Source organism: Streptomyces sp. NPDC053474, assembly GCF_044544845.1.
GTDB lineage: Bacteria > Actinomycetota > Actinomycetes > Streptomycetales > Streptomycetaceae > Streptomyces.
The window spans coordinates 239,520-262,236 of the sequence record NZ_JBITXV010000009.1 but is presented as its reverse complement, the minus strand read 5'-3'; the positions used below and the strand labels follow the sequence as shown (position 1 = coordinate 262,236).

Sequence of the window (22,717 nt, the reverse complement as noted above, 5' to 3'; positions counted from 1 at the left end):
GGCTTCGGCCTGGTCGGTGCTCAAGGGTTCCTCCAGGTGACGATGCGGGTCCCGGAGTGCTCCGGGCGGTTCGAACAAGGGGGGCGTCGCTGAGCGGGGTGTGCCGCGCGGCGCCCCCTCCTTTTCACCTCGTGTACGGGGGGTGGTGACGGCGCGTGCGGGGGGGCGGCGCGGCGGGGCTTAGCGGGGGCCGTCTGCCGGGGCGGCGCGGGCGGCGTGCCGGGCCGCCTGGCGGGGCGCGGTGCACGCCGGGCGCGGCGGGGCCGGTGGGGCCGGGGCGGCCGGGGGGCGGGGCGCGGTCAGGGGCGGGGCGCGGTCAGGGGCGGCGGGGCCGCTCATCGTCCACCCCCTTTGGGCGGTCGTCGTTGACCTGGCAAGGGTTTCAGCATTCTGAGGGCGTCCGGCGCGGGCAAGGAAGGGCCTTTCATCCCGGCAAGTTGCCCAAGTCGGCTATTGTTTGCGGGAATTGCCGGGGCGGGTTCGCGGTGTTTCGCGGATACCGCGAGCAGGCGCATCGCGGGCTTTTCCACCGCGTGGTGGAGCAGCGCGGCAAGCAGCAGGCTCACCGTGAAGGCACCGGCCAGGACGAGCAGGGCGAGGGGGGTGCTGAACGCGGGCCGTCCCAGTGCCTGGTGGCCGTGGATGAGGACCAGGCGGTGCACCAGGTACAGCGCGAAGGACAGCTCGCCCAGGCGCACCCACCAGGGCCCGGCGACCCGGGTGGGGCGCCCGGTGGCGTCGGCGTGGGCCAGGGCGCCGATCAGCAGGGCGATCGGCACGACGGTGGCGGCCACCAGGCTTGCCAGGTAGGGCAGCTGGGTGGCCAGCACATACCCGGCGCCCAGGAGCAGGGCCGCGGGCAGCGGGCGCGGGCCCCGGAAGCGGCCCTCGCGCACGATCCGGGCCACGACCATGCCCAGTGCGAACTCCGCCGCGCGCACCGGCGGGAAGACGTACAGCAGCCAGTACTGCCACTGGCCGGTGGTGCCGTCGGGCAGGACCAGGGCCGGGGTGGCGGGCAGCAGCGCGACGGCGGCGGGCAGGGCCATCACCGCCCCCGCCAGGCCCGCGGCCACCGGCACCAGGGCGCGGCCGGGCAGCGCGCGCAAGGCCCGCCACAGCAGCGGGAAGGCCAGGTAGAACAGCAGCTCGCAGGAGAGCGACCAGCTGACCGGGTTGCCGCTGACGTACAGGTGGGGCTGGGGGAAGAACGACTGGAGCAGCGTCACGTTGACCGCCACCGCGCCGGGGCCGGGCACGGATCCGGTGGCGGCGAGCAGGACGAAGGCGGCCAGGGCGGTCACCAGGTGGCTGGGGTAGATCTTGGCCAGGCGGCGGCGCCAGAAGCGGCGCGCGCGCTCGCCGGGCCGGGCCGACCAGGTCAGCACGAAGCCGCTGAGCACGAAGAAGAACGACACCCCCACCCAGCCCGCCTTGGACAGGGCCTCGGCCAGGCGGTGCTGGGCGCCCGCGTCGGCGAAGAAGCCCGCGAAGGAGGCGTGGAAGGCGAACACCGAGGCGGCGGCGGCGAAGCGCATGCCGGTCAGGGAGGGCAGGCGGTGCGGGCGGACGACAGCGACGGCGGCGGCCATGCGAAAACACTCCTGGGCGATCACGGCCCGGGGTGCGCCGGGCGGCGCGCCCCGGGCCGGGCGGGGAGCCGCGCGCCTGCCCCGGTCCGCCCGGCCGCCGGGGCTCCCCCGGTCCAAGGTGGCGCGCCCGGCGGGGCGGGGCGCACCGGTCATCTGCGGCCGGGGGCGGTGGCGCGCGGGGCGGCGGGGCAGGGCACGGGGGGCTTCGGCCGGGGGGGGGCGGTGTGCCACGGCAGGGGCTGGGCGGGGCACGGGGCGGGCCGGGTGGGGCGGCAGGCAGGGAGCGGGCCGGGCGGTGTGCGCGACGGCGCCGCTCAGGGCGGGGCGGGGGCGTGGGGCGGCGTGGTTCAACGGGCCGGGGGCGGCGTGCGGGAGTCGGGGTGGAGGGGGTGGGCGGGAATGAGGGGGTGTTCTCTTCACAGGTGACCAGTGAATTCGCCGCACCCTCGTATGGATTTGGCAACTCCGCTGCGACTGGGGCAAGTTGGCCGAGTCTCCCGATGCGCGCCGCCGTTTATTGCCCCCTTGCGCGAACAGCGGGTTGACTCCGAATGTCCCTGATTTCGGCCATCGGCCGGGCTATTTCTTCTCTCGCGGGGACGGATCTCATCCGACGACAGGGAGACCTCGTGTCCAAACGCATCCTGGTCGTGCTTTCCGAATACGGCTACTGGGGCGAGGAACTCGTGGGCCCAATCGAGGCTTTCGACGCACGCGGGTATCGCACCACGTTCATGACACCGCACGGCAAGCGGGCCCAGGCCCTGCCGCCCAGCCTCGATTCCGAGTACATCGACCCCCCGCTGGGCCGTGCGGTCACCTCGCGGGACATGGCCCGCCGTGCCCGGGCGCTGGATGACTCCAGCCGTCTGGACAATCCCCTGAGCCTGGCGGAAATGATCCCCGAGCGCCCGTACTTCAGCGCGCTGAACCACCTGCGGGAGCTGGAGAGTTACCACAGCAACCTGGCGGCGGCCGTGCAGGAGCTGCTGGGCGGCTTCGACGCGCTGGTCATCGTCGGCGGCAGCGGCCCGATCGTGGACCTGGCCAACAACGAGCGGCTGCACGAGCTGGTCCTGGCCTTCGCCCGGGCCGACAAGCCGATCCTGGCCGAGTGCTACGGCGTGGCCGCGCTCGCCTTCGCCCGGGACTGGGACGCGCGGGCCAGCCTGCTGTGGGGCAAGCACGTCACCGGTCACCCCAAGGAGTACGACTACAAGGACGGCACCGGGTTCGTGGGCGTCGACTTCAACATGGGGCCGCCGCCCTACCCGCTGGAGTACATCCTGCGCGATGCCACCGGCCCCGGCGGCGCCTTCCACGGCAACGTCGGCAAGGAGGTCTCGGTGGTCGTGGACTTCCCGTTCATCACCGCGCGCTCCACGCCGGACTCGGTGACGGCCGGGGAGATGCTCATCGAGGTCCTGGAGAACGGCCTGCGCCGCTACGGCTGGTGACCCCCGCCCCCGGCGGGGTGATGGTGAAGGAGGAGAGGCCCATGTCCGCCAGGCCCGCCAAGGCCGCGGTGTTCGAGCAGCTGGCCGCCGAGGGTGTGCGGCATCTGTTCGGCAATCCCGGCACGGTCGAGCAGGGCCTGCTGGACCTCGCCGGGGACAGCGAGGTCGGCTATGTGCTGGCCCTGCACGAGAGCGTCGCGGTGGCCATGGCCGACGGCTACGCGCGCGCCGCCCAGCGCCCCGGCGTGGTCCAGCTGCACAGCGCGGTGGGCCTGGGCAACGCGATCGGCATGCTGTACCAGGCCAAGCGCGGCGCCTCGCCGCTGGTGGTCCTCGCCGGGGAGGCCGGGGTGCGCTATGCGGCGCTGGACGCGCAGATGGCCGCCGATCTGGTGGCCATCGCGCAGCCGGTGACCAAGTACGCCGCGCGGGTCCTTGACGCCTCCTCGGTGCTGCGGGAGCTGCGCCGCGCGGTGAAGATCGCCATGACGCCGCCGCGCGGCCCGGTCCTGGTGGTGCTGCCCGCCGACATCCTGGAGCAGCCCACCGCCGAGCCGGTGGTGCCCGCCTCGATCCCGCACACCCGCTCCGTGCCCGAGGCGGCCGCCCTGGCACGGGCCGCCGCGTTGCTGGCGGGCGGCGAGCGGCCGCTGATCCTGATGGGGGACGGCGTGGCCGCCAGCGGCGCCCAGCAGGCCCTGACCCGGGTCGCGGAAGCGCTTAGCGCACCGGTGTGGGGGGTGAACTCCTCCGAGGTCAACTTCGATGCCGCCCACCCGCTGTTCGGCGGCCTGCTGGGGCACATGTTCGGCGCGGACAGTGCGCGGGTGGTGGGCGGCGCGGACGCGGTGCTGATCGTGGGCACCTATGTGTTCCCCGAGGTCTTCCCCGAGCTGGCCAGCCCCTTCGCCCCGGGTGCGGCGGTCGTGCACATCGACGCCGACGCCTATGAGATCGCCAAGAACTTTCCCGTGGATCTGGGACTGGTCGCCGACCCGGCCCTGGCCCTGGAGGCCCTCGCCGACCACCTCGCCGCGCTGGCGGGCGGGCCGGGGGGCGCACGTGAGCCGCGGGCCGCGCAGGCGCCCGCCGCCGCCCCGGCCGCGGGGCACCGGCGGGCCGGGCGGGAGGCGGGCGGGCGGGAGTCGCTGATGGAGTGCTTCGTCCGGGAGCTGGCCGCCCAGGCCCCGCCCGACCTGGTGGTGTTCGACGAGGCGCTGACCGCCTGCGCCCCGCTGCTGCGCCAGCTGCCGCCGCGGCGGGCGGGCAGCTACTTCCAGACCCGCGGCGGCTCGCTGGGGGTGGGCATCCCCGGCGCGCTGGGCGTCAAACTGGCCCGCCCCGAGGCGCCGGTGGTGGCCTTCACCGGCGACGGGGCGAGCATGTACACCATCCAGGCGCTGTGGAGCGCGGCCCGCTACCGCATCGGCGCCGCGTTCGTGATCTGCAACAACCGCCGCTACCAGCTGCTGGACGACAACATCGAGCGCTACTGGGCCGAGCTGGGCATCGCCCCGCACGCCCACCCTAAGGCCTTCGACCTGTCCGGGCCCGACATCGACTTCACCGCCCTGGCCGCCGCCCTGGGCGTGCCGGGGCGGCGGGTGGACAAGCCCGGCCAGGTGCCCGGCGCGGTGCGCGCCCTGCTCGCCCACCGGGGCCCGTACCTGGTGGATCTCGACACCGCCTAGCCCCTCGCCCCCGCCCCTCTTGGGAAAGGCGGTGGGGGCGGCACGTCCTAGTGGAGCCAAGGAGGCTGCCCATGTCCCCCCTGCGGACCCCTCCCGCCGAGCACACCGCCACGAGCGCGATCGGCCAGCTGGTCAGCGACTGGTACCGGGCGCTGGACCGGCACGAGCCGCTGGCGGTGCTGGCCGCGATGGTCACCGACGATGTGGTCCTGCATCTGCCCGAGGGCGCGGTGCACGGCCACAGCGGCCTGGCCCAGTGGTACGAGGCGGTCACCCACCGCTTCTTCGACGAGGAGCACACCCTGACCTCCCTTGAGGTCCGCCCGGCCCAGGGCCCCTGCGCGGAGGTGGACCTGGTGGTCAACTGGCAGACCAGGGTGTGGCAGGCGCCCGCCGCGCGCAGCACCTGGCTGGGCTTTGATGCCCACCAGCGCTGGACGGTGGCCCACGACGGCGCCCGCTGGCGCATCCGCACCTACACCGTCACCGCGCTGGCCCCGATGCCCGGCTCGCCCCCGCTGTAACCGCGCCCGGCCCCCCCCTTTGGCGGGCCGCGGCCCCGCTTGTTGTGTCTGTGCCACGCCCCCTATGACTTCGGGATCGTCCACATGGGAATCGTCAAACCCCTGCCCACCGGCCGGCTCGCCGGCAAGCGCCTTGGCATCCTGCTGGAAAGCGGCTACGTCGAGGAGGAGATCGCCTACTACCAGCGCCGCTTCGCCGAGGACGGGGCCGAGGTGACGCTGCTGACCCGGCTGTGGGGACTGTCGTCGATCACCTTCACCGGCCAGGGCCACCAGGCGCCGCTCACCGTCGAGGGCGACCTGGAGGCGGTCGACTTCCACGAACTGCTGCAGTACTCGGCGCTGATCGTGCCCTCGGGGCTGGTCGCCGAGCGGCTGCGCTACAGCGAGGACGTGGAGCAGATCTCGCCCGCCCTGGAACTGCTGCGCCGCGCCTTTCGGGTGCCCAGTGTCCTCAAGGCGTTCTCCTGCCACGGCCTGCAACTGCTCTCGGCCGCCCCCGAGCTGCTCCGCGACCGGCCGGTGACCTGCCACAACAACGTGGCCGGCGATGTGCGCAACATGGGCGCGGTCTACCTCAACCAGGACCTGGTCGTCGACCGCGACCTGATCACCTCGCGCACGGTCGAGCACTGCCATCTGCTGGCCCGCACCGTCATCGAGCGCCTTACCCTCCCGGCGAGGGCGGCCGCATGAGCGCGCCCGCCCCGCTGCCGTTCTCCTTCTCCGACCTGAGCACCGGCTACGTCACCGGCCGGCTCGGCAGCCGCTTCACCCTGACCACCCCCGACGGCCGCGAGGTTTTGATCCATCTGAGCGCCGCCACCACCGGCCAGCGCCTGCGCAACCTCGGCGAGCCCTACCAGGACGTGAGCGGGCAGCTGGCCGAGCTGCTCACCCCGGGCACCTACGTGTTCGTCTACGGGCCCATCTACCCCGCCAGCGCGGGCCTGTTCTACCAGGCCGACCGGGTGGTCATCGCCGCCGGGCCGGGCGCGCTGCCGCCCTGGCAGCAGCGCGGCTGGTGGACGCGCCAGCTCACCGAGCTGGCCTGCTTCTACCGGCGCTCGCAGTTCGGCGCGGGCGCGGTGGACTTCGCCGAGTACCGCACCGAGATCCACGGCAGCGGCCACAAGACCACCCAGCACATCCAGGAGACCGACACCCTCTCCCGCCTGGTCTACGGCATGGCCAGCGCCTATCTGCTCACCGGCAACGAGGACTTCCTGGACGTCGCCGAGCGCGGCTCGCGCTATCTGCACGAGCACCTGCGCTTCCACGACCAGGGCGAGGGCATCGTGTACTGGTACCACGGCGTGGACGTCTCGGGGCCGGTGGAACGCAAGCTGTTCGCCTCGGAGTTCGGCGACGACTACCGCGCCATCCCCGCCTACGAGCAGATCTACGCGCTGGTCGGGCTGACCCAGACCTACCGCGTCACCGGCGATACGCGGATCAAGCAGGACATCGAGGCGACCGTCAAGCTCTTCGACACCGCCTTTCACGACCCGCGCCTGGGCGGCTACTTCTCCCACATCGACCCGGTCACCCTCAGCCCCCACCACGACAGCCTGGGCCCCAACCGCTCGCGCAAGAACTGGAACTCGGTGGGCGACCACGCCCCCGCCTACCTGATCAACCTGTACCTGGCCACCGGCGAGGAACGCTACCGGCGCATGCTCGAGCACACCTTCGACATGATCGTCACCTATCTGCCCGACCGCTCCCGCGACAAGAGCGTCTTCGTCAACGAGCGCTTCCACGCCGACTGGACCCCCGACCACGACTGGGGCTGGCAGCAAAACCGCGCGGTCGTCGGCCACAACCTGAAGATCGTGTGGAACCTGATGCGGATGCACGCCGCCCTGCCCAAACGCGAATACCGCCAGCTCGCCGAGCAGCTGGCCGCCGCGTTGCCGCCGGTGGGCCGCGACGGGCAGCGCGGGGGCTGGTACGACGTCCTGGAACGCGAGGCCGAGGACGGCATGCACGCCTTTGCCTGGCACGACCGCAAGACCTGGTGGCAGCAGGAGCAGGCCATCCTCGCCTACCTCGTCCTGGCCGGCGCCACCGGCCAGGACACCCACCTGCGCCACGCCGACGAGGCGGCCGCCTTCTACAACGCCTTCTTCCTCGACCACGACGAGGGCGGCGTCCACTTCACCGTCCTGGCCAGCGGCATCCCCTACCTGCTGGGCAACGAACGCCTCAAGGGCAGCCACGCCATGGCGATGTACCACAAGGCCGAACTGTGCTACCTCGCCGAGGTCTACACCCGGCTGCTGGTGCGCGGCGAGCCGCTGGACCTGTGGTTCAAGCCGCACGCCGACGCCGACTTCCCCGGCCACCTGCTGCGGGTGGCCCCCGACCTGCTGCCGCCCGGCCGCGTGGAGATCGAGCACGTCCTGATCGACGGCGCGCCCTACCACGACTTCGACGCCGCCGAGATGAGCGTGCGCCTGCCCCGGCGCGATGAGCGCATGACCGTCCAGGTCCGCCTGCGCCCCACCCGCCCCTGACCCCCACTCCCTGCCCCCTCTACCTGCCCCTCTCTTCCTGCTCTCTTCTTCCGTGCTGCCGGGCGCCGTTGCCCGCCCGGCGGCGTCTGGTCCGCTGTTGATTTCGCCCGTACCGCGATGAGCGACTTTCCAAGGGATGACGTGATGAGTTTTGAGGCCTACTTCGGGTTCACCGGTGACACCGCCACCATCTACCTCAGCGGGGATCTGACCGACAAACGGGTGCCCGCCGTGCGCACCCTGATCGACCAGGCGCTGTCGCGCCCGGTGAACCGGCTGGTGCTGCGCATGCACGGGCTGACCTCGCTGTCCGCGGCCGGGGTGCGCTGCCTGTGCTGCACCCAGCAGCAGCTGCCCGCCAGCGCGCAGATCGTGGTGGACGGCGCCTGCGACAGCGTCCGCCGCGTACTGCAGGCCAGCGGCTTCGCCCAGGCCATCACCCTCATCGAGGGCTCACTGAGCCTGCCCGACGAACCCGCCGCCGCCTGACCCAGCCCCTGCTTCTTTTGCCGTATGTCCCGTGCCCCCCTTTTTTTCGTACGTCCCGCACCACCCGCGCTACCCAAGGGAGATTCTCCGACATGAAGGCTGTTGTGATGGCCGGCGGCGAGGGCTCACGGCTGAGGCCGATGACCTCGGACCTGCCCAAGCCGCTGCTGCCGGTCGCCGACCGGCCGATCATGGAGCACGTGCTGCGCCTGCTCAAACGCCACCGCCTCACCGACACCGTCGTCACCGTGCAGTTCCTGGCCTCCCTCATCCGCGAGCAGTTCGGCGACGGCCACGCGCTGGGCATGCGCCTGAGCTACGCCACCGAGCCCTATGCGCTGGGCACCGCGGGCAGCGTGAAGAACGCCGCCGGCCTGCTGGACGACGAGCCGTTCGTGGTGATCTCCGGTGACGCGCTGACCGACATCGACCTCACCGACCTGATCGCCTTCCACCGCGCCAAGGGCGCCCTGGTGACGGTGTGCCTGACCCGGGTCGCCGAGCCGGTGGAGTTCGGCATCACCGTCGTGGACAGCAGCGGGCGCGTGGAACGCTTTTTGGAGAAGCCCACCTGGGGCCAGGTGTTCTCCGACACCGTCAACACCGGCATCTACGTCATGCAGCCCGAAGTCCTCGACTACGTCGCCGCGGGCGAGAGCGTGGACTGGTCCAGCGACGTCTTCCCCCGCCTGCTTGAGGAGGGCCGGCCCGTCTACGGCTACGTCGCCGAGGGCTACTGGGAGGACGTGGGCACCCACGCCAGCTATCTGCGCGCCCAGGCCGACGTCCTGAGCGGACGGGTGGGCGTCAAGCGCGCCGGAGTGGAACTCTCCCCCACCGTGCGGGTCGACGCCAGCGCCCGCATCCACCCCACCGCCCAGCTGACCGGGCCGGTGTATGTGGGCCCCCACGCCCAGATCGGGGCGGGCGCGGCCATCGGCGAGCACACCGTGGTGGGCGCGCACGCGGTCATCGACCAGGGCGCCCAGCTGCGCCGCGTGGTGATGCACCCGCACGCCTACGCGGGCCCCGGCGCCGTCCTGCGCGGCTGCGTGATCGGCCGCAACACCAGCCTGCGCCGCAACGTGCGCATCGAGGAGGGCAGCGTCCTGGGCGCGGGCTGCGTGGTGGAGGAGGACGCCCACGTCGCCGCCGACGTCCTCATCTACCCGGGCAAGACCATCGAGGCGGGCACCACCGTCAGCGACAGCCTGGTCTGGGAGTCACGCGCCACCAAGTCGCTGTTCGGGCCGCGCGGCGTGCGCGGCGCCCTCAACAGCCAGGTCACCCCCGACCTCGCGGTGCGCCTGGCCAGCGCGTTCGCCACCACCCTGCCGCGCCAGGGCACGGTCACCGTGGCCCGCGACCACGGCGTGGCCGCTCAGGTCCTGCTGCCCGCCATGATCTCCGCGCTGCGCGCGGCCGGTCTGGGGGTGCGCGACCTGGGACACGTGCCGCTGCCGCTGGCCCGCCGCCACACCGCCGCCGATGACAGCCACGGCGGCATCGTGGTCACCACCACCCCCGGCAGCGAGGAAAGCGTCGACATCGTCTTCTTGGACGCGCACGGCATCGACCTTGCCCCCGCCGCCCAGCGCGGCCTGGAGCGGGTCTTCAGCCGGCGCGAGTACCGGCGCGTGCTCTCCGGCGACATGGGCCGCCTGCAGGCGGCCCCCACCAGCATCGAGGAGTACGCCGAGGAACTCACCGCCCGCCTGGGCACCCTGGAGAACACCGGCCGGCGCCTGAAGGTCGTGGTGGACGCCGCCTGCGGCAGCACCGCCCTGACCCTGCCCGCCGTCCTGGGCCGCCTGAGCATCGAGGCGCTGACCGTCAACAACGCCCTGGTGCCCGCCTCCAGCACCGAGACCCCGGCCGAACGCCGCGCCGCCCTGCACACCCTGGGCCACTTCGTGGCCACCTCCGGCGCCGACTTCGGCGTCCGCTTCGACCCCACCGGCGAGCGCCTGTCCCTGGTCGACGAACAGGGCCACATCATCGCCGACGACCGCGCCCTGCTGCTCCTGGTGCGCCTGCTGACCTCCCAGGCAGGCGGCGGACGCACCGCGGTGCCGGTCACCGTCAGCCGCGCGGTGGAACAGACCGCCCTGGCCCACGGCGGACAGGTGCGCTGGGTGGCCACCGCCCCGGGCGAGCTGAACCGCGCCGCCGCCGGCGGCGGCTTCCTGCTGGCCGCCGACGGCCAAGGCGCCTTCGTCCTGCCCCAGTTCAGCATCTACGCCGACGGCGTCGCGGCCTTCGTCACGATCGCCGCCCTGCTCTCGGCCGACCACGCCACGCTGAGCGAACTCATCGCCCCGCTGCCCGCCGTGCACGTGCGCCAGCGCGACCTGCCCACCGCCTGGCGCGTCAAGGGCCAGGTCATGCGCACCGTCGTCGAAGCCGCCAGCGGCCGAAAGATCGACACCACCGACGGGGTCCGCGTCCTGGAGGACGACGGCCGCTGGGCCCTGGTCCTGCCCGACGCCGCCGCCCCCGTCACCCGCCTGTGGGCCGAGGGCCCCGACCCCGCGGCCGCCGACGCCCTGCTCGACGAATGGAGCGCGGCCGTCCGCGGCTCCGCCGCCGCCTGATCCCCCTCCGGGGGGGGTGTTTGTGCCAGGGGTGCGGCCGGTGCCCGCGCACGAGGGAGACCCTTTTGAGCCCTCGTGCCGCGGGCACCGGCCGCACCCCCTCCTTTTTCTAGGGGCCGCTTGCCGCCGCCTGTCCGTCCGCCCCCGCCCCGGGAACCGAAGGGGCGGGGGCGGCCGGGCAGGTGCGTCAGGTGCCGTGCAGGCGGGCGCGGGCGGACGGCAGCGGTTTGGGCACCGGCGCGGGCAGGGCCACCCCGGGCGGGGCCAAGGTGGTCATGTCCCACACCCCCGCCCCCGCCCCGGCGGGCACGGGCGGCACGGGCGGCACGGCGGGCACGGCGGGCACGGCGGAGGCGGCGAGGGCCTCCTCGACGGCCCGGGCCAGCTCCTCGGCGGTGGGCACCCCGTCGATGCGCCGCTGCCCGGCCACGATCACCGGCACCATCGTCACCTGCGCCGGGCCCCGGGCATGGGCCAGGCTCTGCTGATGGGCGCGGGCGTAGCGCGCCGACATGATGGCCGCGCGGAAACCCGCCCGGTCCAGGCCCGCCTCCACCGCGAGATCGGCCAGGACCGTGGGATCGGAGATGTCCTGCCAGTGGTGGAAGTAGGCGCTGAAGACCAGGTCGGTGTAGCGGGCCCCGGCCCCGTGCTCACGGGCGTACTGATAGCCCAGCAGCGCCATCCGCGCCCGGCGCAGCGGGGTGCCCGGCGGTCCGGCCAGGTGCACGCCGCGCTCGGCGCCCAGCGGGCGCACCGAGTTCTCCCACACCCCGCGCGGGTACTCCCCCGCCTCCTCCACGCAGTTGGGGTTGACCTCGAAGGGATGGAAGGCGGGGACGGCGTCCCGGCCGTGCAGGGCCTTGGCCAGCACATGCCGGGTGATCAGGCTGTAGGGGCAGATGAAGTCGAACCAGACATCGACCGTGACAGTCATCGGACCTCACTTGGACGCGGGAGCAGAACAGGAGTGGCCAACAGCACCGGCAGCACCGGGAGTTCCGGGAGGGCGGGGCGTGCGGGGCGTGCGGCGGGGGGTGGCGTAGCGGCGCAGCAGGGGCTGTTCGACGGCCTCGTGCAGTACCCAGGCCGCCAGCAGGGTCAGGGCGCAGGCCAGCAGGAGCAGGCCGGTGGCCGTCCAGGTGTCAAAGGCGCGCGCCGCGCCCAGGGCGCGGTGGCCGTGGAACTGGATGAGGCGGTGCAGCAGGTAGAAGGCGAAGGACAGCTCGCCCAGGCGGACCAGGGGACGCCTGGCCAGCAGGGTGGGGGTGCCGTGCAGATCGGCGCGCGCGCCCGCGGCGACCAGCCAGGCCAGCGGGGCCGCGCCCAGGGCGGCGATGCCGTAGGCGACGGGCAGGGCCAGGGCCAGCAGGTAGCAGGCGGCCAGGGCCAGCAGGGGCAGCACCAGGCCGCGGCCGGGGAAGCGGCCGGCGGCCACCAGGCGGGCCATCACCATGCCCAGGACGAACTCCGCCGCCCGCACCGGGGGGAAGGCCAGCAGGAACCAGTACTGTTCCTCGCTGATGGCCAGCCAGTGCATGTGCGGGCCGGCAGGCAGCAGCACGGCGGCCAGGGCCGGCAGCGCGGCGATGCCCGCCGTCAGGGCGGCGGCCCACCACCACAGGCGCTGGGCGCGGATGCGGCGCACCCCCGCCCACAGGGCGGGAAAGGCCAGGTAGAACAGGGCCTCCGCGCTCAGCGACCAGCTGACCGGGTTCGCGCTGAGGATGACGTCCACATCCGGCTGCCAGGCCTGCACCAGCAGCAGGTTGTGCAGCAGCGCGGGCCGGGGCAGACCGGCGGCGGCCAGCAGCGCCACAGCCACTGCCAGCGTCACCAGGTGACTGGGGTAGATCTTGACCAGGCGGCGGCGCCAGAACGCCCGCCAGGTGTCCTTGGGCCGGGCGGAGAAGGCCAGCACGAAACCGCTCAGCACGAAGAAGAACGACACCCCCGTCCAGCCCGCCTGGCTGACCGCCTCACTGAAGGCGGCGTTGACCTTCTGGTCGGCGAAGAGGTTCTCATAGGAGGCGTGGAAGCAGAACACCAGCAGCGCCGCGGCAAAGCGCATCCCGGTCAGCGACGCCAGCCGCCGAGCCCCGTCCGGCGGGGCGGGCGCGCTCGCCCCCGCCCGGCCGCGGGCAGCGCGCACAGCCTGGGGCGGGGGCTTCACGGCCGCGGACCACAGGGCGCAGCGGGGGCGGGGGCGGGGGTGCGCAGCAGGCGGGGCACCAGGGCCAGGGCGGTCAGCGCCAGCAGGGCGGCGACCGCCAGACCCGCCCCGAACGCCCCGGACGCACCGGGGCCGCCCGGGGTGGGGCGGGCGGTGAAGGCCAGGCCGGTGAGGGTGACGCCCAGGGCCATGCCCAGCTGGGCGGCGGTCTCCAGCACCCCCGAGGCCGCGCCCGCCAGCGGGGCGGGCACCGCGCGCAGCGCGGTGGCGAACAGCGGGCTGACCCCCAGGCCCTGCCCCAGGCCGATCACGGCCAGGCACCCCAGCAGCACGGCGGTAGCGGGCCGGGCTGTGGCGGCCGTGGCGGCCAGCAGGGCCAGGGTGCCGGTGGCGTTGAGGGCGTAGCCGGCCGCCAGCAGCCGGGGGCCGATACGTTCCTGCAGCCGCGGGGCCGCCAGCGAGGCGGCCACGAACATCAGCGCCAGCGGGGTGAAGTACAGCCCCGCGCGCAGCGCGCCGTAGCCCAGCGCGCTCTGCAGATGCCAGGTGAGCAGGAAGAACAGTCCGGCGTTGCCCGCGAAGAAGGCCACCGCGAGCGCGCTGCCCGCCCCGAAGCGGCCGCGGGTGAACAGGCCCGGGTCGATCACCGCCTGCCCGCCGCGGCGGGCCAGGGCCCGCTCGTGGGCCAGGAAGAGGGCGGCGCCGGGCACGAAGGCGGCCAGCATCACCGTGCTCCACAGCGGCCAGCCGGCGCCGTGGCCCAGGGTCAGGGGCACCAGCAGCAGGGCCAGGACCACGCTCAGCAGCAGCGTGCCGCCCCCGTCCAGCCCCGCGCCGCCCGTGCCCCGGCGGGCGGTGCGGGCGCGGCGCGCGGCGGGGGGCAGGGTGAGGGCGGCGCCCAGCAACAGCAGCCCTCCCAGGGGGACGTTGACCAGGAAGACCGGGCGCCAGGACAGGCCCAGCAGGTCGGCCTGCACCAGCAGGCCGCCCGCGAGCTGCCCGGCCACCGAGGCGCCGCCGATGGTGGCGCCGAAGGCGGCGAAGGCGCGGGCCCGCGCGGGGCCGGTGAAGGCGGTCTGCAGCACCGACAGGACCTGGGGGTAGAACAGGGCCGCGCCCAGCGCCTGGACGGTACGAAAAGCGATCAGCGCCGGCGCCGAGGCGGCCAGACCGCAGGCCAGGGAGGCCGCGGTGAACACCGCAAGCCCGACCAGGAACAGCCGCCGGAAGCCGTAGCGGTCGCCCAGACGGCCCCCGGTGACCAGGAGCAGGCCGTAGGCCAGCAGATAGCTGGAGACCGTCAGCTGGGCCTGGGCGAAACTGGCGTCCAGGTCTGTGCGCACGGCCGGCACCGCCACATTCACGATGAACCCGTCCATGATCGCCATGAAGGTGCCGCCCAGGACCACCGCCAGCAGCCAGCCGCGCCGCCCCGCCCGCGCCGCCCCGCCCGCGGCGGGGGATGCCGGGGCGGCGGGGGCGGGGGCGGGGGGCTTAGCGGGGGTGCGGGCATGGACGTCGGTGTCCGCCACGGGGCAGCTCCTTGCAAAGACACCGGCCACCACAGGGACCGGCAGAGGGGCAGCAGCAGGGGGGGTGCGGGGGGCAGCAGCAGGGGGGTCTGCGGGGGGCGGGGGCATCTCCCAGCCTCACGGGCCCAACACCAGCGCGGCAACGCCGACTTGCGCAAGACGCAGCCGCCTACAGGCCGCGCCCGCAGCGGATGCCGTACAGGGCCAGCTCCCAGATCCGGGCCAGCTGTTCGGGGGCGCTCTTGTAGGTGTCGCAGCCACTGGGGCCGCAGCTGCGCAGATAGGACTCCACCCCGGCCACCAGGTGCTGCACCAGGGCCAGCACGGTGCGGGTGTCGCAGCCCGCGCGCAGCTGGCCCGCGGGCATGGCCTCCAGCAGTTCCTCGATCACCGGCAGCCAGGCCCGCGGCCACAGGGCGGCGGCCTGGACACCCTCGCGTTCCCGGCTCAGACGGGCCGCGGCGCGCACCGCGGGTTCCTCCTGCAGCAGCGCGGCCAGCTCCAAGGTGACGTCCACCACCGTCTCCAGGGCCGCCTCGCGGCCGCTCAGCAGCCGCTGGACGGCATCGCGCGTGGTGGTCAGCCCGCGCAGCTGCACGGTGTCGGCCAGTTCGTCCTTGGTGGGGAAGTGGAAGGTCAACGCGCCCATGGAGATCCCCGCCGCCTTGCTGATCCGGCCAAGGGACGTGCCGTGAAAACCGGCGTGGTCAAAGGCCACGGCGGCTGCCTGCACCAGAGCCTCGCGGGTGCGTGCGGCGCGTTCCTGTTTCACTGTCGACTCCCTTGGGGACGTGGGACACCCCCGCGCACCACGCGGCGGTACGGGGGGCGAAGGCGGTACACCAGCGGTCAAGTCCCGGCACCCGGCCGGCAGCCACCGGCCCGGCCCGCACCCCGCCCCCGCCACCCCGGCCGGGCACACCACCCCGGCCGGGGGCGCTGCCCTGGCCGGGCGGGCTGCCCTGGCCGGGGGCGCTGCCCTGGCCGGGCGGGCGGGCGCCCGGGGCGGGCGCCGGGCGGGCGGGCGCCGGGCGGGCGGGCGCCGGGGTGGATGACCGGCGGGCGGGCGCCGGGGGCCGCCCGCCCGCCGGTGGGTGCGGTAGGCCCTCGCGTACGCTTCACCCACCGGCGACACCGGCGACACCGGCGACACCGGTGAAGACGGCGAGGACTGCGCGGGCGGCGGGGGCGGCGGGGGCGGTGAAGGCGCCGTGCCGCGGCGTTTGTTGACCGGCGCGGGCATGCGCCTCGCGCGGTCACCGGCGCTGCCTGGCAGTGTGGAGGGCGGGTGCGCGGGCCGGACGGCGCGGCGGGCGGGTGCGCGGGCCGGGGCCTGGGGAGCGGGGCTGGCGCCTGCCGGTGCGAGCGGCAGTGCGGGCGGCGGTGCGGGCGGCGCACTGCCGGGGGCGTGACCCCGGCCGGGCGGGGCAAGTGCCCTGCTCCTGGGGCCGGAAGCCGTATGCGGGGCGCTGCGCGTCACCGGGGCCCTCCTTCCACCGCGACCGACGTACCGGACTTTGAGCTTCCGACGCGGCAGGGGACACCACAACGCCAACGTGGGAAAGCCTCCGGCCTTTTTCCCTCCCCACTCCCCCTCTTTCCACAGTTTTTCGCCCTTTCGTCCGACCGGACACCCAAAGGCCGGACTCTCCCGGCAACCCCCCAAAGCACCACACCGCCCTCACGCCCGCACCCCGGCCCGAGCACAGGGAGGGGGCACGGGCAGGGAGCGCGGGAGGGGTGCGGGAGGGGGTGACGGGAGGGGGGCAGCGGGGCCTGGGGGGCGTTCGCGCGGGCGTGAAGTCCCGTGCGGGGCGCTGGAGTTCACCAAGTCGCACCGGTGCGCTCCCCTCCCTCGAAAACAAAGCGAACGTTCGCTACGCTTTTTGGGTCGGATACGTCACGGAGGGGAACGACCATGGCCGGACAGCAGCAGGCGGGGGTGGCGTCAGCGGCGGGGGGCGGGGAGCGGCTGTCCGCGTTCGCCGCGGCGCTCTTCGGGCATCTGCCGCGCGCCGATCAGCGGCGCTGGGCGCAGGGGTATCTGCAGGGGCTGCTGGCGACGCCGGGCAAGAAGTCGGTGCGGCGCCTGGCGGCGGCGATCTCCGATTCGCCCACCGCCTCGCAGTCGCTGCAGCAGTTCATCAACGCCAGTCCCTGGGAGTGGGATCCGGCCCGAAAAGAGCTGATCCGCTATGTGGAGCAGCGGGCCGCCCCGCGGGCGTGGGTGATCGCCACCGCGGTGCTGCCCAAGCGCGGGGGGCACTCCTGCGGGGTGCACCGGCGGTTCGTGCCCGAGGCCGGGCGCACCATCAACTGCCAGCTGGGGATCGGGGTGTTCCTGTCGCTGGGCGAGCTGCAGCTGCCGGTGGACTGGCGTCTGATGCTGCCCGAGCAGTGGAACGCCGATGAGCGGCTGCGCGAGCGGGCCCGGATCCCGGCCGTGGCCCGGCACCGGCCGCTGTGGGCGCACGCGGCGGACCTGGCGGGCACGCTGGCTAAGCGCACCCGGCACGCGCCCGCGCCGGTGGTGGCGGACATGAGTGACCACACCGATGTCGCGCAGCTCATCGAGCAGCTGCACCGCCAGGGGCGGGCGATGGTGGTGTCGGTGCCGCCGGGGATGGGGGTGTGCCCGGCCACCGCCCGCACCACGGCCTCGCATCTGGGCGCCCACAGCCCGCACGGCGCGCGGCAGTTCCTCTACCAGCACAGCACCCGCCATCCGCACGTGGTCACCGTCACCACGCCCGAGCACGGCCAGCGCCACATCCGGATCCTGTCCGGCCTCATCCGCCTGCCCGGCACCCCCCACACCCTGCGGATCTTCACCCAGTGGCGGCCCAGCCTGCAGCGCCCGGCCCGGGTGTGGGTCTCCAACCTGCTGGACGCGCGCCTGGACGAGCTCATGTCCCTGGCCCAGCTGCACGCGCGTACCCGCGCCACCATGACCCACTTAGAGCAGGAGTGCGGGCTGCTGGACTTCGAGGGACGCTCCTACCCCGGCTGGCACCACCACATGACCCTGGTCTCAGCCGCCTACGCCTACAGCCGGCTGTGCGCACCGGCCACCGACCAGCCCCAGCCCCTGCCCCGCACCGCCTGACCCGCCCCCCCCCGGCCGGTCCCCCGCCCCCAGGACCCGGCCCCCAGGCGGGGCCCCGCACCCGGCCCCGGGGCCCCGCCCCCCTTCCCCCTCTTTCCCCCTCTTTTTCTCGCCTCGGCGAGGGACTGGCGTCGATGACCAGGCCCGCGCAGGGCCCTGGCCCAGCCGCCGCAGGTGAGCTGACAGCTCATCACGCCGTCGCCTGCGGCGATCGTGTCCAGCCCCCAGCAGTCCTGGTGCGGCGCCGTGGTGAGGCGGCTGGCGGCTTGCTCGCAGCGGGCCTGGCACCAGGGGCAGGCGCCGCAGCCCAGCTCCAGGACGCGCGTGCCGCTGACATCGCCCCGGGCGTACAGGCGCGCGCGGAAGGCAGTCCATGCCCCACCGCCCGCGGTGCGGCGCCGATGCGCGGGCCGTGCCGGACCTGGCAGGCGCTGCTGATGTGGTGCCACAGGCGCCGGTGGGCGGGGGTGCTGTCACGCCCCCCGGCACCGCACCGCCTGCCGGGGGCGGCCAACACGATGAGGCACACCGGCCCCCTCGCCCCGCCCCAGCCCGGGCTCCGGCTCCGGTTCGGCCCATGGCCGCCCGCCGGATGGGCCCCGCTCCGGCGCCGGGCTACGGCCGGGCTACGGCCGGGGCCCGGCCCCGGCGCACCCTCCCCCTGGCCGGGGCGGGTGCGCGGCGCGGCCCGCACCCGGCGCACACCGGAGCCGCGCGCCCTCCTTCTTCTCGTACGCGGGCCAGGACCTGGCCCGCCAGACAGCAGGCCGGGGCCTGCCGCGGTGCGCCCCAGGCGCGGCCTGGCGTATGCCGCCCGGCCCCGGCGCCCGGCCCCGGTGCGGTGCGCAGCCCGGGCCGGGCACCCCGCCCGGCCGCGGGCGGCGGGCTCAGCGCGCCCCGCGGCCGGGCGCCTTGGGCCCCGGGGGCGGCACCCCGGGCGGGGCGCGGGGTGCGGTCCTGGGGCAGGGCGGTGGGGGTCAGGCGGCGGTCCAGCCGCCGTCGACGGCCATCGCGGCCCCGGTGACGAACGAGGCACGCGGGCTGCACAGCCACGCGGCGGCCTGGGCCACCTCCTCGGGACGGGCCATGCGCTTTTGCGCGGAGCGGGCCACGAAGGACTCCTCCAGCGCGGGCACCTGACTCAGCACATCGTCCATCAGCTCGGTACGCGTACTGCCCACCACCAGCGCGTTGACCCGGATGCCCTGACGGCCGTACTCCTCGGCCGCGGCCCGGGTCAGACCGATCACCCCGTGCTTGGCCGCCACATACGGCGCCGCCGCCCCGGTGGCCACCACCCCCGCGACACTGGCGGTATTGACGATCGCACCGCCCCGGCCGCACGCGAGCATCTGCGTGATCTGCGCCTTCAAACAGTTCCAGGCCCCGCGCAGATTCACCTCCACGATCCGCTCGAACACCTCGTCATCCGTCTCATGCAGCCGCGTGCCCGCGCTCGCCCAGCCCGCGTTGTTGAACGCCGCGTCCAGACGGCCAAAGACATTGACCGCCTCCTTCACCGCACGGACCGCGTCCTCGGCCACAGTGACATCCCCCGCCACCGCCAGCGCCCGCCCGCCCCCCGCCTCGATCTCCCCCACCAGCGCACGCAACCGCTCCTGACGCCGCGCCATCAACACCACCGCCGCACCCTCCGCAGCGAACAACCGCGCCGCGGCCGCACCGATCCCACTCGAGGCCCCCGTAATCATCACCGTCGCCCCGCCCAGCAGATCCCGCCCCGCTCCCAGACCATCCCTCACCAGCAAACCCCTCCCCTATTCACGAAAACCGCTCCCACCCGCTCCACCATCCGCGCCGCATCCACGAGCCGCGACGAAACCCGCACCCGCGATCCCGTACGACACCCGCATCCGCCGCACTCCCACCGGCACACTCCCGCCACCGGCGCACCGCCATCCACGCGCACCTTCCCAGCCCGCCCCACACCCGCCCCGCCCGGCCCGCACCCCGGCAACAGAAACCTTTCCTCCCACCGGGCCCACAGACCACCCCGCCCCCACGCCCCAAGAGCGGCGCGGGACACGCAGCAGGACCACGAACAGGAACAGGGACGGCGGCAAGGCCGGGCGCACAGGCGGCGGGCCATGTCCCGGGCGGGACAGGCCGCGGCACGCCGCACCCCGGAACACCGCCGCCAGCACTGGTGCCGGGAGCGTCCCCGGGACGAGGGCGCATACGACAGGCACAAAGCCCGCAGCCCCAAGCAGAGGACACAGAGCCCGGAGCACGGAGCCCGGGGCAGAGGGCCCGCAGCCCGGAGCAGGGCGCGCAGGGCAGGGCGCGCAAGGGGCACAGGACGGGGGGCGGGCCGCGGCAGGCGGGCGGGCCGCCGCTGGCGCCGCGGCTAGCCGAAGAAACGGGCATGGCGCCCAGCCCAGTCGGCGAAACCGGCCGGGGCCCGGCCCGTGACCTGCCACACCCCGTCGCTCACCCCCGCCTTCGCCCCGGCCCGCTGGCGCTCGGCACTCTCCAGCAAGGCCCGCGCATACGGCTCGGGATACCGGGCCCGCCACAGCCGCCAGGCCTCCTCAACCCCCATCTCCTCAAACCGCAGCGGCCGCCCCAACACCCGCGCCAGCACCCGCGTCTGCTCACGCGCACACACCGGCCCCGGCCCCGTCAGCTCATACAAGCGCCCCCCGTGCCCGGGCTCGGTCAACACCCGCGCGGCCACCGCCGCCACATCCCCGGGATCCACACACGCATTCACCGACGACCCGTACACCGCCCGCACCACACCCCGCTCCCGCACCAACGGCGCCCAGGTAAGCGCCTTGGACATGAACGCCCGCGGCCGCAGCACCGTCCACGCCAGACCGCACTCCCTCACCCGCCGCTCACACACCCGCTGCCAGCCGGTGATCACATCCCTTGCCCCCGCATCCGTCACCGCCAGCGCCGACACCTTCACCACATGCCCCACCCCCGCCCGCACCGCCGCCTCCAGAACCCGCTCATCATGATCAGGACGCAACGGATCACTCGTAATCAGCAGCAACGCATCCATCCCCGCCAGCGCCCGCTCCAACGACCCCCCATCCCCGAACTCCGCCCGCACCACCACACCCCCCACCCCCGCCCGCACCGCCGCCCGCGGATCACGCGTCAACGCCCGCACATAAAACCCCGCCCCCGCCAACTCCCCCACCACCAACCGCCCCACCGTCCCCGAAGCCCCCGCCACCACCACCCGCACACCACCCCCGCCGCCCTTACGGCTCCCCCCACGTAAACCCCCCACACCACCCACAACCCGGCGACCGGACGGAACACTCACCCTCCCTGAACCACCCGCACCGCCAGCCAGACCCCCGCCACCAGCACCACCCCGGCCTGAACCACCACGCACACCAACCACACCCCCCGCCTCGCCCGCACAGCCCGCATCACCCACACCGCCGACCAGACCCCTACCACTGGCACCACTCACACCTCGCGCAAGGCCCACACTGCCTGCCACACCCGTACGACTCCCGTCACACCCGCCGCTTGAGCCGCCCACACCACCCGCACCACCACCGCTGCCACCGCTGCCGGAACCGCCGGAGCCACCCTCGCCCCATGCACCGCCCGCGCTGTCAGCTCCACCCGTACGACTCCCGTCACACCCGCCGCTCGAGCCGCCCACACCAGCCGCACCACCACCGCTGCCGGTGCTGGCGGTGCTGGCGGTGCTGGCGGTGCTGGCGGTGCTGGCGGTGTCAGCCTCCCGCCGTACGCCGCCCGCCCTGTCCACCCCGCCCGTACGGTCAGCGCCCCGCCAGCCCTGCGCACCACCCCAACCGCCGCGTCCGCTCTCACGGCCAGCGCCACCCGTCCCGCCCGTACCGGCCATGCCGTCAGCAGCCCCCGCACGGCTCGCACCCCTCACACAGCCCGCGCCAGCCTCCCCGCCCCCGCTGCCCGCATCACCAGCGCCAGCCGGGCCACCCGCCCCCGCACCCGCCGCACCCGCCGCACCGTCAACTCCCTCTACACCGGCGGCATCTCCCGCACCGTCTGCACCGCGCGCACCGACCGGGCCGGATGCACGGCTCACGCCCTGGGCACGGTCCGCACCTGCCTCCCGGCTCCCGCCGCCCGCGCCCGCCCGGCCGGTGCGCTCCGCGCTCCCCGCCCGGGCCGCCCCGCCCGCACCGGCCCCACTCCCCCCACGCGCAGCCGGGCGGGCAGCCGTGCCCGTCTGGCCGTCCCTCGCGTCCCGGGCCGTGTACGCCCCTGCCGGCAACGACACCCCCACCGCCCCCGTTTCCCCTCGTCGGCTACCGGCCCCGGCCGGGATCCAGATCGATGGCGGCCGCGGCCTTGGCCCGCGCGATACCCGGCAGCAGCAACTGCCACATACGCACGATCCGCTGCGGCAACGCCGCCGTCGTCCCCGTCAGATGCGCATGCTGCTGCGTACCCGTCATCGCCCCGACCACGAACTGGGCCACCACCTCCGGCTCCACCCCCGCCGCCAGCTCCCCCTGCTCCCGCGCCACCTCCAGCCAGCCCTGGAAAATCTTCTCCCACTCATAAAACGACGTATCGTCCTCAATCCCGTGACTGCGCTGCTCCACCGCAAGCCGCACCCCCGCCCGCAGCAGCGGATTCACATTCAGCTGATGCGCCCACACCAGCGACAGATCCACCAGCCGCTGCAACCCCTGCGAATGCACCCGCGGCACCATCACCTCCGGCTGCGCGCGGATCACCGCACGCGCCAGCGCCTCCTTGTTCTCGAAATGGAAATACACCGCCCCCAGCGTCACCCCCGCCCGCCGCATGATCTCCCGCATACTCGCCCCCCGGTACCCCAACTCGTCAAAAGCCAGCGCCGCCGCCCGCAGAATGTCATCCCGGGTCTTCACCGCACGCTCCTGCTTGGGCTCCACCATCGAGCGTCCCCTGCCCTTCCTCGCCACAAAAACGAACGGCCGTTATTTTACGCCGTCGTCCCACCCCCACACCAGGCCACCAACCCCACCCAAACCCACCCCACACCCGCCCCCGAACGCCCGGACACCGGCGCGA

At 74.3% G+C, this 22,717-nt stretch carries 16 protein-coding genes; 8 read left to right on the top strand and 8 right to left on the bottom strand.

What is annotated here, in order from left to right; genetic code table 11:
• Positions 1-335: 335 nt before the first annotated feature.
• On the bottom strand, positions 336-1,592 hold the full coding sequence (locus ACIG3E_RS22875) for an acyltransferase family protein (protein ID WP_399619356.1): 1,257 nt from the start codon (positions 1,590-1,592) through the stop codon (positions 336-338).
• A gap of 629 nt (positions 1,593-2,221) precedes the next feature.
• On the opposite strand from ACIG3E_RS22875, the gene ACIG3E_RS22870 reads away from it, so the two are divergent.
• The 7 genes from ACIG3E_RS22870 (at position 2,222) to ACIG3E_RS22840 (ending at position 10,866) form a co-directional block, all read left to right on the top strand.
• Positions 2,222-3,049, top strand: coding sequence for a type 1 glutamine amidotransferase domain-containing protein (locus ACIG3E_RS22870; RefSeq protein ID WP_399619354.1), 828 nt, complete (start codon positions 2,222-2,224; stop codon positions 3,047-3,049).
• Positions 3,050-3,090: 41 nt separating this feature from the next.
• The gene (locus ACIG3E_RS22865) at positions 3,091-4,740 is read left to right on the top strand and encodes a thiamine pyrophosphate-binding protein (protein WP_399619353.1); all 1,650 of its coding nucleotides are present in this window, start codon (positions 3,091-3,093) and stop codon (positions 4,738-4,740) included.
• Positions 4,741-4,811: 71 nt separating this feature from the next.
• The gene (locus ACIG3E_RS22860) at positions 4,812-5,264 is read left to right on the top strand and encodes a nuclear transport factor 2 family protein (protein ID WP_399619350.1); all 453 of its coding nucleotides are present in this window, start codon (positions 4,812-4,814) and stop codon (positions 5,262-5,264) included.
• Between the two features lie 84 nt (positions 5,265-5,348).
• Positions 5,349-5,960 (top strand): DJ-1/PfpI family protein, encoded by a 612-nt coding sequence (locus ACIG3E_RS22855; RefSeq protein WP_399619347.1) that lies wholly within the window; start codon positions 5,349-5,351, stop codon positions 5,958-5,960.
• The gene (locus ACIG3E_RS22850; RefSeq protein ID WP_399619345.1) at positions 5,957-7,783 is read left to right on the top strand and encodes an AGE family epimerase/isomerase; all 1,827 of its coding nucleotides are present in this window, start codon (positions 5,957-5,959) and stop codon (positions 7,781-7,783) included. Before ACIG3E_RS22855 ends, ACIG3E_RS22850 begins: the two co-directional genes overlap by 4 nt.
• A gap of 144 nt (positions 7,784-7,927) precedes the next feature.
• Positions 7,928-8,272, top strand: coding sequence for an STAS domain-containing protein (locus ACIG3E_RS22845; protein WP_399619343.1), 345 nt, complete (start codon positions 7,928-7,930; stop codon positions 8,270-8,272).
• A gap of 92 nt (positions 8,273-8,364) precedes the next feature.
• A complete protein-coding gene (locus tag ACIG3E_RS22840) occupies positions 8,365-10,866 on the top strand; it encodes a sugar phosphate nucleotidyltransferase (protein WP_399619341.1) in 2,502 nt (833 codons plus the stop codon).
• Positions 10,867-11,053: 187 nt separating this feature from the next.
• On the opposite strand, the gene ACIG3E_RS22835 is transcribed toward ACIG3E_RS22840, so the two are convergent.
• The 4 genes from ACIG3E_RS22835 to ACIG3E_RS22820 all read right to left on the bottom strand — a co-directional run bounded on the left by ACIG3E_RS22835 (position 11,054) and on the right by ACIG3E_RS22820 (position 15,343).
• Positions 11,054-11,803 carry a DsbA family protein gene (locus tag ACIG3E_RS22835; RefSeq protein WP_399619338.1) on the bottom strand — a complete coding sequence of 250 codons (750 nt, stop codon included), beginning with the start codon at positions 11,801-11,803 and terminating at the stop codon, positions 11,054-11,056.
• Between the two features lie 6 nt (positions 11,804-11,809).
• Positions 11,810-13,018, bottom strand: a complete 1,209-nt coding sequence (locus ACIG3E_RS22830) for an acyltransferase family protein (protein ID WP_399619855.1) — start codon at positions 13,016-13,018, stop codon at positions 11,810-11,812.
• Between the two features lie 17 nt (positions 13,019-13,035).
• The gene (locus ACIG3E_RS22825) at positions 13,036-14,571 is read right to left on the bottom strand and encodes an MFS transporter (RefSeq protein ID WP_399619335.1); all 1,536 of its coding nucleotides are present in this window, start codon (positions 14,569-14,571) and stop codon (positions 13,036-13,038) included.
• 169 nt (positions 14,572-14,740) lie between these two features.
• Complete coding sequence (locus ACIG3E_RS22820) at positions 14,741-15,343, bottom strand: TetR family transcriptional regulator (RefSeq protein WP_399619332.1); 603 nt, start codon at positions 15,341-15,343, stop codon at positions 14,741-14,743.
• Positions 15,344-16,489: 1,146 nt separating this feature from the next.
• Between ACIG3E_RS22820 and ACIG3E_RS22815 the strand changes: the two genes are divergently transcribed.
• On the top strand, positions 16,490-17,677 hold the full coding sequence (locus ACIG3E_RS22815) for an IS701 family transposase (protein WP_399619330.1): 1,188 nt from the start codon (positions 16,490-16,492) through the stop codon (positions 17,675-17,677).
• A 977-nt stretch (positions 17,678-18,654) separates the two neighbouring features.
• Here the strand turns inward: ACIG3E_RS22815 and ACIG3E_RS22810 are convergent.
• The 3 genes from ACIG3E_RS22810 to ACIG3E_RS22800 all read right to left on the bottom strand — a co-directional run bounded on the left by ACIG3E_RS22810 (position 18,655) and on the right by ACIG3E_RS22800 (position 22,581).
• The gene (locus ACIG3E_RS22810) at positions 18,655-19,440 is read right to left on the bottom strand and encodes an SDR family NAD(P)-dependent oxidoreductase (RefSeq protein WP_399619328.1); all 786 of its coding nucleotides are present in this window, start codon (positions 19,438-19,440) and stop codon (positions 18,655-18,657) included.
• Positions 19,441-20,045: 605 nt separating this feature from the next.
• Positions 20,046-20,849, bottom strand: a complete 804-nt coding sequence (locus tag ACIG3E_RS22805) for an NAD(P)H-binding protein (RefSeq protein ID WP_399619852.1) — start codon at positions 20,847-20,849, stop codon at positions 20,046-20,048.
• Positions 20,850-21,963: 1,114 nt separating this feature from the next.
• Positions 21,964-22,581, bottom strand: coding sequence for a ScbR family autoregulator-binding transcription factor (locus ACIG3E_RS22800; protein WP_399619325.1), 618 nt, complete (start codon positions 22,579-22,581; stop codon positions 21,964-21,966).
• Between the last annotated feature and the right edge of the window lie 136 nt (positions 22,582-22,717).